Origin of the sequence: Acidovorax sp., from assembly GCF_034519795.1 — a bacterium.
Taxonomy (GTDB): Bacteria; Pseudomonadota; Gammaproteobacteria; order Burkholderiales; family Burkholderiaceae_C; genus Acidovorax.
In genome coordinates this window covers 1-16363 of sequence record NZ_JAXHOB010000026.1, presented here as the reverse complement: position 1 = coordinate 16363, position 16363 = coordinate 1, and the positions used below count along the sequence as shown (strand labels likewise).

The 16363-nt window shown below is 69.1% G+C and carries 11 protein-coding genes and 1 other RNA gene; 5 read left to right on the top strand and 7 right to left on the bottom strand.

What is annotated here, in order from left to right:
- Positions 1 to 113: 113 nt before the first annotated feature.
- The 4 genes from U5N23_RS27185 to dnaX all read right to left on the bottom strand — a co-directional run bounded on the left by U5N23_RS27185 (position 114) and on the right by dnaX (position 3914).
- The gene (locus U5N23_RS27185) at positions 114 to 536 is read right to left on the bottom strand and encodes an MAPEG family protein (protein ID WP_322595829.1); all 423 of its coding nucleotides are present in this window, start codon (positions 534 to 536) and stop codon (positions 114 to 116) included.
- Between the two features lie 99 nt (positions 537 to 635).
- Positions 636 to 1232 (bottom strand): recombination mediator RecR, encoded by a 597-nt coding sequence (gene recR / locus U5N23_RS27180; protein ID WP_322595828.1) that lies wholly within the window; start codon positions 1230 to 1232, stop codon positions 636 to 638.
- A 259-nt stretch (positions 1233 to 1491) separates the two neighbouring features.
- Positions 1492 to 1824: a YbaB/EbfC family nucleoid-associated protein gene (locus U5N23_RS27175; RefSeq protein WP_322595827.1), complete on the bottom strand. Its 333-nt coding sequence runs from the start codon at positions 1822 to 1824 to the stop codon at positions 1492 to 1494.
- Between the two features lie 77 nt (positions 1825 to 1901).
- A complete protein-coding gene (dnaX, locus tag U5N23_RS27170) occupies positions 1902 to 3914 on the bottom strand; it encodes a DNA polymerase III subunit gamma/tau (RefSeq protein WP_322595826.1) in 2013 nt (670 codons plus the stop codon).
- Positions 3915 to 4147: 233 nt separating this feature from the next.
- Here dnaX and U5N23_RS27165 point away from each other — a divergent pair, with 233 nt between their 5' ends.
- From U5N23_RS27165 to U5N23_RS27155, 3 genes are all read left to right on the top strand, one after another.
- Positions 4148 to 5713, top strand: coding sequence for a methyl-accepting chemotaxis protein (locus tag U5N23_RS27165; protein ID WP_322595825.1), 1566 nt, complete (start codon positions 4148 to 4150; stop codon positions 5711 to 5713).
- A 92-nt stretch (positions 5714 to 5805) separates the two neighbouring features.
- Positions 5806 to 5902: signal recognition particle sRNA small type (gene ffs, locus U5N23_RS27160), an RNA gene on the top strand.
- A gap of 280 nt (positions 5903 to 6182) precedes the next feature.
- Positions 6183 to 6851: a hypothetical protein gene (locus U5N23_RS27155; RefSeq protein ID WP_322595824.1), complete on the top strand. Its 669-nt coding sequence runs from the start codon at positions 6183 to 6185 to the stop codon at positions 6849 to 6851.
- Positions 6852 to 6998: 147 nt separating this feature from the next.
- On the opposite strand, the gene U5N23_RS27150 is transcribed toward U5N23_RS27155, so the two are convergent.
- Genes U5N23_RS27150 through U5N23_RS27140 form a run of 3 tightly spaced genes read right to left on the bottom strand, consistent with a single transcriptional unit; the run spans position 6999 to position 14444 of the window.
- The gene (locus U5N23_RS27150) at positions 6999 to 8378 is read right to left on the bottom strand and encodes a TIGR03862 family flavoprotein (RefSeq protein WP_322595823.1); all 1380 of its coding nucleotides are present in this window, start codon (positions 8376 to 8378) and stop codon (positions 6999 to 7001) included.
- 37 nt (positions 8379 to 8415) lie between these two features.
- A complete protein-coding gene (locus U5N23_RS27145) occupies positions 8416 to 11901 on the bottom strand; it encodes a UvrD-helicase domain-containing protein (RefSeq protein WP_322595822.1) in 3486 nt (1161 codons plus the stop codon).
- Positions 11898 to 14444: a PD-(D/E)XK nuclease family protein gene (locus U5N23_RS27140; RefSeq protein WP_322595821.1), complete on the bottom strand. Its 2547-nt coding sequence runs from the start codon at positions 14442 to 14444 to the stop codon at positions 11898 to 11900. The genes U5N23_RS27145 and U5N23_RS27140 overlap by 4 nt, the downstream gene beginning before the upstream one ends.
- A gap of 109 nt (positions 14445 to 14553) precedes the next feature.
- Here U5N23_RS27140 and trxA point away from each other — a divergent pair, with 109 nt between their 5' ends.
- Together trxA and rho are read left to right on the top strand one after the other, a co-directional pair.
- Entirely contained in the window at positions 14554 to 14886 is a 333-nt protein-coding gene (gene trxA / locus U5N23_RS27135; protein WP_322595820.1) for a thioredoxin TrxA, read from the top strand.
- A 261-nt stretch (positions 14887 to 15147) separates the two neighbouring features.
- Positions 15148 to 16363 (top strand): transcription termination factor Rho (rho, locus tag U5N23_RS27130; protein WP_322595819.1); only part of this gene is annotated, 1216 nt, incomplete at its 3' end.

Sequence of the window (16363 nt, the reverse complement as noted above, 5' to 3'; positions counted from 1 at the left end):
ACTACCCCTGAGGACTAATACGTAGGTGACAGTGGTACGGGGCCCGCAAGGGGCCAAAAATGCTTGCCGCGAGAGCCCGGTCCAGGGCGAAGAACGCCCACCTGGCCTTTGGATCAGCGGTATCCCATGAACAGGATGCCGATGTTGACGAGCAAGGCGCCCGACCACAGCGCACTGCGCACGGTGGGCATGTCCGCCACATACATCAGGATGTAAAAAATGCGCAGAAACACCCACAGCAGGGCTGCCAGGTCCAGCAGCGTCTGGCCTGCTCCGAGCTGGTGCGCAATGACCACCGCACCGATGAAGAACGGCAGCGCCTCGAAGCTGTTGGCCTGCGCTGCATTGGCGCGTGCCTGCCAACCCGTCTGCCGGGCCAGCCAGGCCCGTGGGTCGCTGTTGTCGAAACCGCCCTGCCCGCGCGATTTCCCCAGCCCTCCGCTCTTGGCCAGGTAGGAGCACACCATGGGCAGCAGCGCAGCCACCAGCACACACCAGTAGGCCGCCGTGAAACGGGCCATGTGCATGGAGTTCATTGGAATTGCACTTTCTTGGTATTGCCTGCCAGTCCTGCCTGGAAAGCTATTGAATTGATAGTATTCGGGAATTCTAAGCGGGCTTGCACGCGCGCCAGGTCAGCGGCGGTCGACCAGCGCGTGCGCAATGGTGCCCAGGTCCACGTACTCCAGCTCGCTGCCCACCGGTACGCCGCGCGCCAGCCGCGTGACGTGCAGGCCCCGGGCCTTGAGCGCCTCGCTGATCACATGCGCGGTCGCCTCGCCCTCGGCATTGAAATTGGTCGCCAGGATCACCTCCTGCACCGTGCCGTCGCTGGCCCGGTCCATGAGCTTGTGCAGCCCGATCTCCTTGGGGCCGATGCCATCGAGCGGGCTGAGCCGCCCCATGAGCACGAAGTACAGCCCCTTGAAGGCCCCGGTGCGCTCCAGCGCAGACTGGTCCGCCGGCGTCTCCACCACGCACAGCCGCGTGGCATCGCGCTCCGGGTCCAGGCAGGTGCTGCACACCTCCGCCTCGGTGAAGGTGTGGCAGCGGCTGCAATGGTGCACCGTCAGCGCCGCATCCTGCAGCGCCCGCGACAAGGCCTGCGCCCCTTCGCGGTCATGTTGCAGCAGATGGAACGCCATGCGCGAGGCGGACTTCACCCCCACCCCCGGCAGCCGCTTGAGCGCCTGGATCAAAACGTCAAGGGAGTTGGTAGAAGAAGAAGCCATAGGCCAGTGTAAGCAGCAAGTGCCCGTAAAAAAACCGAAGTCTGCCAGGCGCCAGTGAGCAAAGCGAACGATGCGCCGCCCCTGCCTTCACACCCCGCCCTCAAGGGCGTAGCGAGCGGGATAAGCTGCTAGGCGGACGGAGCGGAGCCACCGGAACGTACTTGAAGTACGTGAGGATGGCGAGCACCGCCCAACGACGCAGATTGCCCGCTCGGTAGCCAGCCCACCACAGCCCTCAAGGCCGCTCGGTAGCCAGCCCTCAAAAAGGGAGTTTCATGCCGGGGGGGAGGCCTGGCATTCCTGCGGTCAACTTGCCCATCTTCTCGCTGGAAGTCTCTTCCGCCTTGCGCACGGCCGCATTGAACGCTGCGGCCACCAGGTCTTCGAGCATGTCCTTGTCCTCGGCCAGCAGGCTGGGGTCGATGGTGATGCGCTTGACATCGTGCTTGCACGTCATGAGCACCTTGACGAGGCCGGCGCCGGATTCGCCTTCCACCTCGATGAAGGCCAGTTCGTCCTGGGCCTTCTTCAGATTGTCCTGCATGGCCTGGGCTTGCTTCATCAGGCCGGCGAGTTGTCCTTTGTTGAACATGGTGGTGGTCCTTGGGTTGGAGGTTGGAGGTTGTCTGTCTGTCTATCGATCTATCGGTATCGGTTGCTGCAAACGCCTCATGCAGGCTTGATGCTGCCCGGCACGATTTTCGCGCCATGGTCGCGCAGCAGCGTCTGCACATAGGGGTCGTTCATCACGATCTCTTCGGCCACGCGCTGGCGCTCGGCGGCAGCGGCGGCGTTGCGGCGCGCGGGGCTGTCGATCACCACGCCCACCTCGACGGTGATCTGGGTGGCATGGCCGGCCGCCTCCAGCGCAGTGCGCAGGCGCTCGCGCGCCGTCGGCTGGTTGAGCGACTCGCGCTCCACGCGCAGCAGCCAGTGGGACCCGTCGCGCGCCACCAGTTGCGACTGCAGCGCCAGTTCGCGCACCAGCGCGGTGATCACCTCGGCGGCCACCATCTGCTGCACGGTGGCGTACCAGACCTCGCCCTCTTCGGTGGGCGTATAGCGGGCCGAGGCCGGCAGCGATGCCGCCGAGGGTGAATGCGCCGTGGGCTGCAGGCGCGCGCCGGGCTCGGCGGACATGCTGCGCACGGGGATCGACATCACATCGGCGGCCGGGCGCTCGGCCACGGCCGTGGCTGCAGCGGATGGGGAGGATGATGCGGGGGAGGACAGGTCTGCGGCCTCGCCTGCAGCCTCTTCATCACCGGAACCACCGCCGTGCTGCCGGTCGAAGTCGTCCAGCGAGCGCACCGGCAGGGCCGTGGTGGCCTGGCGGGGCGCTGCGGCCACGGGTGCGGGCGCTGGGACATCCGGTGCAGCGGGCCTGGCAGCCGCTGGCTGCGGGGCCACCGGCGTGGCCGCGGGTGCCGCAGACACAGCGACCGCTGGCTGCACGGCCGCCGCAACCGGGGCCGGAGCGGCCGGCAAAGGGGCCGCAGCCGGGGCGCGAACAGGGGCCGAAGCCGCCGGCTCAGGCCGCGTCAGAGTTTTTTTTTCCGCCGGGCCGTTGCCGGCCGGGGGTTTGAACGCCAGCAGGCGCAACAGCACCATGGTCAGGGCCGCGTATTCATCGGGCGCCAGGCCCAGCTCGCCACGGCCGTGCAGGCACATGCTGTACAGCAGCTGCGTCTCGTCGGCCGGCATGGCGGCCGACAGGCGTGCGGTCTCGGCGGCCTCGGGGTCGTCGGCATCGACGGCGCCCACCATCTGCGGCACGGCCTGGAAGACGGCCATGCGCTGCAGCACGGCGCTCATCTCCTCCAGCGTGGAGGCGGCCGAGAGGCCATTCATGCGCAGCGCATCGGCAGTTTCCACCACCGTCTTGCCGTCACCCAGCGCCAGGGCCTCGATCAGGCGGAACACATAGGAGCGGTCCACCGCGCCCAGCATCTGGCGCACGCCGGCTTCCTGCACGTGGCCGCTGCCGAAGGCGATCGCCTGGTCGGTGAGCGAAAGCGCATCGCGCATGGAGCCGCGCGCGGCGCGCGAGAGCAGGCGCAGCGCCTGGGGTTCGGCGGGCACGTTCTCGGCCGCCAGCACCTGGGTCAGGTGGCCGAGCACCGTCTCGGGCGCCATGGGGCGCAGGTTGAACTGCAGGCAGCGGCTGAGCACGGTGACCGGCACCTTTTGCGGGTCTGTCGTGGCCAGCACGAACTTGAGGTACTCGGGGGGCTCCTCCAGCGTCTTGAGCATGGCGTTGAAGGCCGTGTTGGTGAGCATGTGGACTTCGTCGATCATGAAGACCTTGAAGCGCCCCTGCACCGGCTTGTAAACGGCCTGCTCGAGCAGGCTCTGCACCTCGTCCACGCCGCGGTTGGAGGCGGCGTCGAGCTCGGTGTAGTCGACGAAGCGGCCGCTGTCGATGTCGGTGCAGGCCTGGCACACGCCGCAGGGCGTGGCGGTGATGCCGCCGCTGCCGTCGGGCCCCTGGCAGTTGAGCGACTTGGCCAGGATGCGCGAGACCGTGGTCTTGCCCACCCCCCGCGTCCCTGTGAACAGGTAGGCATGGTGCAGGCGCTGCTGGGTGAGCGCATTCGTGAGCGCCTGCACGACATGCTCCTGCCCCACCATTTCCGTGAAATTGCGGGGACGGTACTTGCGGGCGAGCACGAGATAGGACATGGCCTGATTCTAAGGGGGTCTGCGCATGCCCCTGCGCGGCGCTCGCCGCCACTTGCAACCGCTTTCACCCCCCAAAACCCGCCGCTGGCAACCCGGGAAAACACTGCGGGCAGTTCCTCTGTACATCCTGCAACACACTGCCTAGCATGGACCAGGAACGCATTTGCGCTTCAAGGCAGGCAGGCAGCCAGCGTGCTGGCCTGCCACCAACGCACGACGGAAGGTGGCTGTATATGGTGGATACCTCCCAGCGGCGACCCATGGGCATCGCCAGGCGCATGGGCCTTCTGATTGCCTGTGCGCTCGCGGGCATCGCGCTCATCACCGCCATCCTGCTCGGCTCGGAGCGCAGCCTCATCATGGAGGAGCGCAAGAGCAGCGTGCGCCAGAACGTCGAGTCGGCGCACAGCCTCATCGTCCATTTCCACGCGCAGGCCAAGGCCGGCAAGCTGCCCGAAGCCCAGGCCCAGCAGATGGCCAAGGACAGCCTGCGCGCCATGCGCTACAGCGGCAACGAATATTTCTGGATCAACGACATGCAGCCGGTGATGGTGATGCATCCGATCCGTCCCGAACTCGATGGCAAGGACCTGTCGGACAACAAGGACCCCACGGGCATGCGCCTGTTCGTGGAGTTCGTGAACGTGGTCAAAGCCCGCGAAGCCGGGTTCGTGCTCTACCTGTGGCCCAAGCCGGGCAATACCGACCCGGTGCTCAAGGCCTCCTATGTCAAGGGTTTCGCGCCCTGGGGCTGGGTGGTCGGCTCGGGGGTGTACGTGGACACGGTGAATTCGACCGTCAACGAGCGCATCATCAAGTTCGGCCTGGGCGCGCTGGCGCTGGCCGGCCTGCTGCTGGGCGTGGGCATGCTGATCTCGCGCGGCATCCTGCGCCAGCTCGGTGGCGAGCCCGACTATGCGGCCCGCATCACCGAGCGGATGGCGCAGGGCGACCTGTCGATGGACATCGCCCTGAAGCCGGGCGACAGCTCCAGCCTGCTGCACGGCATGCAGGACATGCGCACCAGCATCGCCAACATCGTGAGCGAGGTGCGTTCGGGCACGCAGTCCATCGCCACCGCATCGACCGAGATCGCGGCGGGCAACAACGACCTGTCGGCACGCACCGAGCAGCAGGCCAGCTCGCTGCAGCAGACCGCCGCCTCCATGGAGGAGCTGACCAGCACGGTGCGCCAGAACGCCGACAACGCACGCCATGCCAGCCAGTTGGCGAACACTGCATCGCAGGTGGCCGTGCGCGGCGGTGCCGTGGTGAACCAGGTGGTCAGCACCATGGGCGAGGTGAACACCTCGTCCAAGAAGATCGTGGACATCATCGGCGTGATCGATGGCATTGCCTTCCAGACCAACATCCTCGCGCTCAATGCCGCCGTGGAGGCCGCGCGCGCGGGCGAGCAGGGCCGGGGCTTTGCCGTGGTGGCCAGCGAGGTGCGTGGCCTGGCACAGCGCAGCGCCGAAGCGGCCAAGGAAATCAAGCAGCTGATCGACGCCTCGGTCACCAAGGTGGGAGAAAGCACCCGCCTGGTGGACGAGGCCGGCAGCACCATGACCGAGGTGGTCAAGAGCGTGCAGCAGGTCACGCAGATCATCAGCGAGATTGCCGCTGCGAGCCAGGAGCAGTCGTCGGGCATCGACCAGGTGAATGTTGCCATCTCCAACATGGACCAGGTCACGCAGCAGAACGCCGCCCTGGTCGAAGAAGCGGCGTCGGCCGCCGAGTCGCTGAACGTGCAGGCCGCCAAGCTCGAACAGTTGGTCAGCGTGTTCCGTTTGGGGTAGGCGCACCGTTCCCTTCAAAAAAGCCCATGCTTGCAAGGGCAAACCGGCCATCGAAGCGGGCCGCCTCCCGCACACCCGCTACAATGGCGGGTGACGGGCCTCCCCGCATGGCAAAGCGGCCAACCGGGTCAGGTGGGGAACCAAGCAGCCCTAACTGTGGAGTCAGTGCCGGGGGTAAGGCTCGTCAACTTCTTCCTGCTGCCGCACCTGCGCGCAGCCCTTGGATCGGCAGGCGCCGCGTGCGCGCTTCGCACAATCCATCCCCCACCCCATTCCAGCGGTATTTCTGCCCGTGTCGGTGCTGTCCGACACAGTTTTGCGGCGTTCGGCACTTCCCTGCAGCGCGGCACAGGCGCACACTTTGTCACGTCGCTTATCCGCCTTTTCGGGTGCTGCCATGTCTACCGCCATGACCGTGCAAGTGTCCCAAGCCCGCCTCCGCACAACGGCGCCTTTCCATCGCCCTGCCATGGTGGCAGGCCTTGCGGTACCTCGATGGAGCCGCCCGGTGTGCACCCTGGGTCTGGTGCTGCTCGGGCCGGGGCTGGCGGCAGCAGATACCCCGTTTTTCGGCGAGGAGGCCATGGCCCACCTGAAGGAAGAGTCCGCGCGCTCGTCCCTGGCCTACGAGGTCCACAGCGCCGTGCTGCCCGAAATGGGTGACAGCACTGTGCGCGGCCCCGCCATGGCGGGGGGAGCAGGCAGCAACACCCTCAGCACCCAGCACCTGGACATCACGCGCTGGCTCACGCCGGCTTCGCCCACCCGCTTCGGCCTGTCCCTGGGCCTGAGCGCGCCTGCGGCGGGCGCCGCGCCGCTGGCTGCGGAGGCCGCCGCCCCCGCCAGCCTGGACCTGGGCGTGCGCTGGAGGTCCCGGCTGGAAAGCGGGCGCCAGCTCGACATCTCCGCCTGGGCCCGCTCGCCGCAGTGGGCGCAGACCCCGGACGCCCTGGGCATGATCCGGCAGGCGCAGCAGCCCTCGTACGGCACGCGCCTGGAAGTGCAGTGGGCAACCTCCAAGACCGGCGGACTGACACCGGAGTTCGGCGCCGTCGGCGTGCAACTGCAAAGCGGCTCACGCCTGGTGCTGCGCGCCCGCAAGGGCGGACCGATGCTGTACTACCGGGCCAAGTTCTAGGGACCCTCCGCACAAATCCCTGCGGCCGTTGGCAGCGCGGACTCGGGCGGTCCGCTGCGTTGCTTCTCTTGCCAATAGCCCTGCTATTGGCTGCAAGTAGACGCCTTGCGGCCCATCCCGATCCGCACTACCACCGATCCGCGAGGTTCATGCAGAGGGTCCCTCGCTGACCTGGCCCAGCCAGCGCAACACGCCCTCGCCCGCCACCTTGCCACTGGCCATGCTCGCGGTGAGCAGGTAGCCGCCGGTCGGGGCCTCCCAGTCGAGCATCTCGCCCGCGCAGAACACGCCCGGCGCGGCGGTCGCCATGAGCTTGGCGTCCAGCGCCTCGAAGCGCACACCACCGGCCGTGCTGATGGCTTCATCCAGCGGCCGAGCAGCCACCACCGTCACGGGCAGGGCCTTGATGGCATGGGCCAGTGCCACGGGGTCGGCCATGCCGTCCTTGCCCAGGTGCTCGTACAGGATGCCAGCCTTGATGCCATCCAGGCCCAGGCGGCTCTTGAGGTGGCTGGACAGCGAGCGCGAACCGCGCGGGTGGCGCACCTCCACCAGCACGCGCTCGGGCGTGTGGTCGGGCAGCAGGTCGAGGTGGAAGGTGGCGTGGCCATGGGCCTCGATCTCCTCGCGCAGCAGCTGCGAGACGGCGTAGACCAGGCTGCCCTCCACGCCCGTGGCCGTGGCCACGAACTCACCTCGGCGGCTGAAGCTGCGCCCTTCGCTGTCGGTGAAGCTGATGGCCACGGTCTTGAACGGCTGGCCGCCAAAGCGCTCGGTGAAGTGCGGGGTCCAGCCCACGGCAGGCGTGGGCGCCCGGCCAATCAGTTCACGGAAGAAATCACGCCGCGTCTCGCCAGCGGGCACATCGCCACGCACCACGTCGAAACCGCAGTTGGCCGGGCGCAGCGGCGCCACGGCCACGCCGCGTGCAGCCAGCAGGGGCACCCAGGCACCGTCGGAGCCCAGGCGGGCCCAGCTGCCGCCGCCCAGTGCCAGCAGCGTCGCACGCGCGTTCACGGCCACCTCGCCCGCAGGCGTGGCAAAGCGCAGCGCACCGCCCTGCACCCCGGCGGCCCAGCCCAGCCAGCGGTGGCGCATGTGGAACTGCACGCCCTGGCTGCGCAGGCGCTGCAGCCAGGCGCGCAGCAGCGGCGCGGCCTTCATGTCGGCCGGGAACACGCGGCCCGAGGTGCCGACGAAGGTTTCCACGCCCAGGGCCTGCGCCCAGTCGCGCACCGCCGGCCCACCGAAGGCGGTGATCAGCGGCTCGACCTGCTTCTCGCGGCCCACAAAGCGGGTGGCAAAGGTCTCGTGCGGCTCGGAATGCGTGAGGTTGAGCCCGCCCTTGCCGGCCAACAGGAACTTGCGACCCACCGAGGGCATGGCATCGAACACATGCACGGCCACGCCCGCCTGCGCGAGCACCTCGGCTGCCATCAGGCCGGCCGGGCCGCCGCCCACGATGGCGACATCACAGGCCAGGCCCGGGGGGGCCGCGTCCTGGGCGGTGGAGGTGCTTGCATTCATGGTGGTGGGCTTTCGGAAATCAGGAAAACGGCAGGGCTCAGAACAGCGAGCCCTGGGGGGAATCATCCACGGCGGGCGGCGCCCGGCGGGGCCTGGCGGGCGCAGGCGCTGCGGGGGCGAGAGTATGCCCCATGGCGCCCTCCCCGCCCGCCGCACCGGAATCCGCAGGCACCACGACCATGCGCCCGTCACCGGTCAGGAAGGCCGCATGCACCGGCTCGCCGGGCATCAGCGCGCGCACCGCCTCGCGGTAGCGCTGCAGCTGGGCCATCAGGCCGGGTTGGCGCTCTGGCTGGGCAGCGCTCTTGTAGTCGAGCACCCACCAGCCCGGCGCAGGGCCAGCGCCCGGGGCCGCCGCCGGCCGGTGCACCAGCCGGTCGAGCCGCAGGCTCTGGCCCTGGTGGTTCAGGGGCGCCTCGTTCATGGCGCTGTCCATTTCGGCCGGGTCCCAGGCCCAGGCGCCCTCGCCCGCCAAAATGCGCTGGGCCAGTTGCGCCGCACGCGCGGCTGCGGCGGCGGTGATCTCATGGTCCTGCGCCAGGCAGGCCAGGCGCGCGGGTGGCCAGCCACGGGTGCGCAGATCGGCCAGCACCATGCCGGCCACGCCGGCCTGCTCCAGCAACTGGTGCATGGCCTCGCCCAGGCGGGATTCAGGCGTGGACTCGCGCGCCTGCCGCTCGGCCGGGCCATCGCTCCCGTTCGAGCCCCCGAAGCCTTCGACCAGGCCCGCCCCTGACTCGCCCTTGCGGCCCTGGCCCAGCTCCGCTGGCAGCACGGGCAAGCCGGCCACCGTGAAGACCTCTGCCGCGCCGGCTTCGGCCACCAGGACTCCGGCGCCGTCGTCGCCCGGCACCACGACTTCCTGCACCAGCAGGGCCAGGCGGTTCCACCAACTGCCAGGGGCGGACGCCGTGGGCTGCACCGACGACAGGGCCAGGCAGTGCTTGGCCCGCGTCATGGCCACGTAGAGCATGTTGAGCTCCTCGCGCTGGCGCGCCTGCTGCTCCACGGCCAGGGCATCGACCGCGCTGGGCGGCGGGCTCGATTCGCTGGCCAGGAAGACGAAGCCCGTGGGCACCGCCTGCTCGCCGGGCCAGTCCACCAGCACGCCCATGGTCTCGGCCTTCTGCGGCCGGGTGTCGGTGTCGAGCAGCAGCACGCACTCGGCCTCCAGCCCCTTGGCACCGTGCACGGTGAGCAGGCGGATGGCCTGCGCATCCACCCGGCCGGGCGCACGCACGCCGCCTTTTTTCATGGCGCGCACGAAGGCATAGGGCGTGAGGTAGCGCCCGCCATCGTGCTGCAGCGCGGCCGCCAGCAGGGCGCGCAGGTTGGCCTGCACCGCCGCGCGCTGGGTGGGCGGTGCCGCCGCCGCAAAGCGGGCCAGCACGTCGCCCTCGGCATAGATGGCATGCAGCGCATCGTGCGGGGGCAAGGTGTCGACCCAGGCCTTGTACTGCGCGAGCACGGGGCCGGCGGCAGCAGCCGGCGTGGCAGCCACCAGTTCGGGCCGCTGCAGCAGCTCGAACCAGCTCAGGCCGGCATGCTCGGGCTGGCGGCGCAGCAGGGCCAGGGCCACCAGGGCCTCATCGCCCAGGCCGAACAGCGGCGACCTGAGCGCGCGCGCCAGCGACAGGTCGTGCCCGGTGGAGACCAGGGCATCGAGCAGGGCCACCAGGTCCTGCACCTCGGGGGCGTCGAACAGGTCGGCCTTCTCGGGTTGCACGCAGGGCAGGTGCAGGGCGCGCAGCGCGTCCTGCATGGAGGCCAGGCGGTCGCGCTTGCGCGCCAGCACCAGCACCTCCCTGGGCGGCACGCCCTGGGCGATCTGCTGCGCGACCCAGCGGGCGGCCTGATCGCACTCGCGCATGCGCTGGGTTTCCTCGGCCTCATGGCGTGGCTCGGTCAGGCTGTCGCGCCAGGCCAGCAGGCCGCCGCCCGCAGAGCCACTGGTTTCCAGAGGCTCGATGGCCGGCAGGCGCAGCAGTTCGCCGGGATCGGTCGATTCGGTCGTGTGGTCGCGAAAGCCGCTGGTCTCGCCCTGCGCCTGCGCCGTGCCCAGGGCATCGTTCACGGCGGCGATCACGCCCGTGGCGTTGCGGCGCGTGTGGTCGCAACTGAGCAGGTCACCACCGAGGCCGTTGCGCACGAAGGCCTGCGCCGCCAGGAACACCTGCGGCTCGGCCCGGCGAAAGCGGTAGATGCTCTGCTTGGGGTCGCCCACGATGAACACGCTGGGCGCCGTGGCACCGCCACCCGAGCCCGCGTAGCCCGACAGCCAGGCATGCAAGGCCTGCCACTGCAGCGGGTTGGTGTCCTGGAATTCATCGACCAGCAGGTGGCGCACGCGCGCATCGAGCCGCTCCTGCACCCAGCCGCTGAGCACCGGGTCGGCCAGCATCACCAGGGCCGTGCGCTCCACGTCGTTCATGTCCACCCAGCCATGCTGGTTCTTGACGGCAGCGAACTGCGCGATGAGGCAGCGCGCCAGGCGTGCCATGCGCTGCTGGTGCAGCCAGGCGTCGTGCTGGCGGCGCGCCAGCAGCAGGCGCTGCAACTCGGGCTCGGCCTCCTGCGCGGCGGCGAACTTCTCCAGGTTTTTCGACAGCCGGTCTTCCTTGGCCACGAACAGGGCCTTGCGCAGCAGGTCCAGGCGCAGGTCCAGGTCGTCGCAGGCAAAGGCGTCGACGATGGCGTCCGCCGCCTTCTGCGGCGTCTTGGCCGACTCCACCCCCAGGGCCTGGGCCCGGTCGAGCCAGCGGCGGCGCACCAGGTCACCGCGCAGCGCATCGGCGGGGCTGTCCAGACCGGCCAGTTCGGGACAGTGTTCGGAAAATGGCGGCACCGAGGCATCGACCACGCCGGCCTCGTCGGCCAGGTCGAACTCCACGCGCTTGGACAGCGCCGCTGCGAGCGCCTTGTGCGTCTGCGAGCGGCCGTGGCGGAACACCGCCGCCTCATAGTCGGCGCGCAGGCCGGCGTGGCCGTCCACCGCATGCAGAAAGGGCTGCCACACCTCGCGCACGGCCTCGGCATCGTCCTCCAGCAGCTCGAAATTGGCCGGCAGGCCCTGGGCCTGCAGCAGTGCCAGCGGCGCCGTGCCCAGCAGCGCTGCAAACCAGCTGTGGAAGGTGCGGATCTGCACCGGGCGGCCGCTGCCCAGGATCTGCCGGTACAGGCCGCGCAAGGCCTCGCGCTGTTCCAGCGCCCGCTCGGGGTGGATGCCACGCGCCACGAGCTCCCCCGTGAGCTGGTCCAGCGGTGCATCGGCGAACTGCTCCAGCCATTCCTGCAGGCGCTGGCGCATTTCGCCCGCGGCCTTCTTGGTGAAGGTGATGGCCAGGATCTCGTGCGGCGCAGCACCGTCGAGCAGCGCGCGCAGCATGCGCGAGACCAGCATCCAAGTCTTGCCAGCACCCGCGCAGGCCTCGACCGCCACGCTGCGCGCCGGGTCGCAGGCAATGGCATAGAAGGCCTCGCGTGATACGCCCTGGCCGTTGTGCTCGTACGCAGCGTTCGTCATGCCCAGAAGTCCTTGCGGCACAGGCCGCGCGCCGCGCAGTATTCGCAGACCATGCCCTCGCCCAGCGCGGGCATGGGGTCGCCTGCGGCGATGCGTTCGAAGTCGTGCTGTATGCCCTCCACCAGCAGGTCGCGCAGGGCCACCACCTCCTCCTGCTCGTGCATCTGCGTCTCGCCGCGCTCGCCCACGTTGACGTAGGCCGCGCGCAGGGTGTCGTGGCTCAGCAGCGCGGCGTAGAAGGCCAGTTGTGTGTCTTCGGCCCCGGCGCCGATGCGCTGGCGCGTGACGGAGTCGCTCTCGGTCTTGTAGTCGATCACCAGGGTGCTCACTTCGCCGGTGCCCGACACGGCATCGATGCGGTCGATGGTGCCCACCAGCTCCATGCTGCCCAGGGGCTGCGTTGTGCGCAGTTCGGCCTGGCGAAAGGCGGCGCCCTGCTGCTCGTGCTGCGCCAGCCAGCGCAGGTAGCCATCGCGCACCTGGGGCCAACCCGCGGCAAATGGCAGAAAGTCGCCCCCCGTGAGGCCCTGGCGCGCCGTGACGGCCTGGGCCGATTCGTCGAGCCGGCGCATGCGCGCTGGCCCCGCGTCGAGCGGGGCTTCCAGCAGCCCTTCGTGGAAATGCTGCAGCACCTCGTGCAGCCAGTTGCCGAAATCGCGCTTGTCCACCTCGCTGCCCAATTCCTCGGCCTCCTGCAGGCCCAGTTGGCGCAGCGCAAAGAAGCGGTAGGGGCAGTGGCGCAGGTCCGAATACGCGGTGGAAGAGAGCCTGTGCACCGGCAGTGCCTGGCCGCTGGGCAGCGGCCGGGCCGTGGGTGCGCTGGCCACGCTGCGCACAAGGCGCAGGTCCTCGCCCGCATGCGCCGCGCCGTCGAGGTGCAGCGCCAGCACCAGGGCGCTGGCCAGCAGGGGTTCTCCGCCCTCGTCACCCGTGCGCCACAGCACGTCCACCACGGGGGTCTGCAGCGCACTGCGCCAGGCCAGGCGCTGTGCGGCCTCCAGCGATTCGCGGGTGGGCAGGCCCCAGGCCTCGCGCTGGGCCTGCGTCCATTCGCCGGGCGGCTCGGGCGCGGGCTGCAGGCGCTTTTCGTCGCAGCCCGGCAGCACCAGGGCCGCAAAGGTCCGCGCCAGCAGTTGCGGCAGCGGCAGGATCACGACCGGCGCGCCGGGCGGCGGTGGCGGCACAAAACGCGCGGCCTCCAGCACCTCGTCGGCCCAGCGCGTGAACTCGGCCAGCGCCATGCGCCGGCCTACCCCCTCCCAGGCTTCGAGCTCGGCCTGCAAGCCTTCGGGCAGGCGCAGCACGGCGAGCACGCGCTCGCCCGCTTCATCGGCCTCAAGCACGGCCCACTGGCCCGTGGCTTCGAGCAGGCCGCGCAGGGCCGCAAGCCACTGCACCAGCGGGCGCGCCGCACGCAGTCCGGCGCGCCAGGTCTCGGTCTGCGCCACGGCGGCGGCCAGCGCCGGGTGGGCGCTCCAGTCGCGCGCGGTCACGGCATCCCAGCGTGCCAGCGATGCCTTGCGCAGCGCTTTCTCCAGCTGGTTGAGCGTGGCGGCCTGCCATGCCGGCACCTGCTTGAGCCAGGCAAGCACGGCGTCGGCATCGGCATCCCAGGCGCAGGCCTTCAGCCCCGCCATCACCTGCGCGGCCGCGCGCGTGGTCGACAGGGTCCAGCCGCTTTCGTCGCGCACGTCCACGCCGCTGCTGCCCAGGTGGGCGCGCACGCGGCGGGTCAGTGCCCGGTCGGTGGCGGCCAGCACCACGGGCGTGCGGCCTGCGGCCAGGTGGGCCAGCACGCAGGCGGCAGCGCGTTGCGCCTCGTCCTCGGCATCGGTGGCCGCATGCAGGGCGATCTGTCCCTGCGCCCCGCCATCCTCGCCGGGGGCATACAGCGGCAATACCAGTGCCCGCTCGCCCCAGTGGGCCAGCAGCGCGGCGGCCATGGGCTCGGCCTGGAAGCCTTCGAGCACCACCAGCGCATCGGTGGCGGCCCGCACGCCGGGCTCGAACAGCACATCGGTGGCGTAGCGCGAGGCCAGCGCCCATTCGAGCGCAATGCGCGCCACCACGGCCTCGAAGCGCAGGGCGCTGCCTTCATCCGCCACCGGCAGCAGGCTGCGCGCCTGCGCGCCCCAGGCATCGCGCTGTGCGGGCGGCACGGCCGCCACGGCCAGGGCCAGTTGGGCGGCGGCCTCCTGCAGCGGCGTGGCCAGTACATCGCACTGGGCCGACAGGCCGGCCTGGTCCAGCAGCATGCGCGCGGTGAGCGTGTCGCGCGCCACATCGCTGGCCAGATCCTGGCCTTCTGGCACGAAGACCGCCAACTGGTGGGCCCAGTTGCGCGTGGTCTCGAAGCGCGGCACGAAGCTGTCGGGCTGCCGGCGCGCCCACAGGCGCTGGCCCCAGGGCATGAGCTGCGCATACGGCACCAGCACCACAGAGCGGGCCGGATGCGCGCCGCACGCGGCCAGATGCCGGGCCACTTCGCCCAGCACCCGGCCCCAGCACGGGGCGGCCTGATCGGTTTTAGCTATGACAGTCATAGCATCGGAGGGCCCGGCCACACCGGTGAACGTGGGATTGGTTTCTGTCACAATGACCCAACTTTATACGTACCCCGGTCCCAACCCGCCCAGATACAAGGAATACGCCATGGCCAGCGAACTCATCAAGCACCTCACCGACGCCAGCTTTGAAGCCGACGTACTGCAGTCCACCACCCCCGTGCTGGTGGACTACTGGGCCGAATGGTGCGGCCCCTGCAAGGACATCGCCCCCCACCTCGACGACCTGGCCAAGGCCTATGAGGGCAAGCTGCAGGTCGCCAAGCTGAACATCGACGAGAACCGCGAGACGCCTGCCAAGTTCGGCATCCGCGGCATCCCCACGCTGATGTTCTTCAAGGACGGCCAGCTGTCGGCCACCAAGATCGGCTCCATGCGCAAGGAGCAGTTGACGGCTTTCGTCGACCAGCAACTGGCGTAAAGCCAGCGTTCGCCGACACCCCGGGCCGGGGTGCCGGCAGAGCCCCTTCTTCAGCGCCGCTTGCATCTCTTCACATGCCCGAGGGCGGCGGCCCGGCCTTCCCGTATTTTTTCCTGTCATAATTCCAGCAGATCACCGGCTTGCACGCATTGGCAGCCGGTTCGAGAGATCCTCAGGCGCGCCGGGACTGCCATCAGCAGACCACCGGCGAACAGCCCACCTCCCCCGAGACACCTACCTACTCCGCCAAGGAGTCATTCCATGCACTTAAACGAACTCAAGGCACTGCACGTGTCTGAAGTCCTGAAGCAGGCCGAAGAACTCGAAATCGAAAACACGGGCCGGATGCGCAAGCAGGAGCTGATGTTTGCCATCATCAAGAAGCGCGCCAAGGCAGGAGAGCAGGTGTTTGCGGACGGGGTGCTGGAAATCCTGCCCGACGGCTTCGGCTTCCTGCGCAGCCCGGACACGAGCTTCACCGCCAGCACGGACGACATCTACATCTCCCCCAGCCAGGTGCGCCGCTTCAACCTGCACACGGGCGACATGATCGAAGGCGAAGTGCGCACCCCGAAGGACGGCGAGCGCTACTTTGCCCTGACCAAGCTCGACAAGGTCAACGACGGCCCGCCGGAGCAGAACAAGCACAAGGTGATGTTCGAGAACCTGACGCCGCTGTTCCCCAAGGAGCAGATGCGCCTGGAGCGCGACGTCAAGAGCGAAGAGAACATCACCGGCCGCATCATCGACATCATCGCGCCCATCGGCCGTGGCCAACGCGCCCTGATCGTCGCCCCGCCCAAGAGCGGCAAGACGGTGATGATGCAGCACATCGCCCACGCCATCACGGCCAACAACCCCGACGTGCACCTGATGGTGCTGCTGGTGGACGAGCGCCCTGAAGAAGTGACCGAAATGCAGCGCACGGTCAAGGGCGAAATCATCGCCTCCACCTTCGACGAGCCCGCCGCACGCCACGTGCATGTGGCCGAGATGGTGATCGAGCGCGCCAAGCGCCTGGTCGAGCTCAAGAAGGACGTGGTGATCCTGCTTGACTCCATCACTCGCCTGGCCCGCGCCTACAACAACGTCGTGCCCTCCAGCGGCAAGGTGCTGTCGGGTGGTGTGGACGCGGCCGCGCTGCAGCGCCCCAAGCGCTTCTTCGGCGCCGCGCGCAAGGTCGAGGAAGGTGGCTCGCTGACCATCATCGCCACGGCGCTGGTCGACACCGGTAGCCGCATGGACGAAGTGATCTTTGAAGAATTCAAGGGCACCGGCAACTGCGAAATCCACCTGAACCGCCGCCTGTATGAAAAGCGCGTGTTCCCCGCCATCGAGCTCAACAAGAGCGGCACGCGCCGCGAAGAGCTGCTCCTGGTGCCCGAGATCCTGCAGAAGACCCGCATCCTGCGCCAGTTCATGTACAACATGGACGAGATCGAGTCCATGGAACTCATGATCAAGAACATGAAGGCCA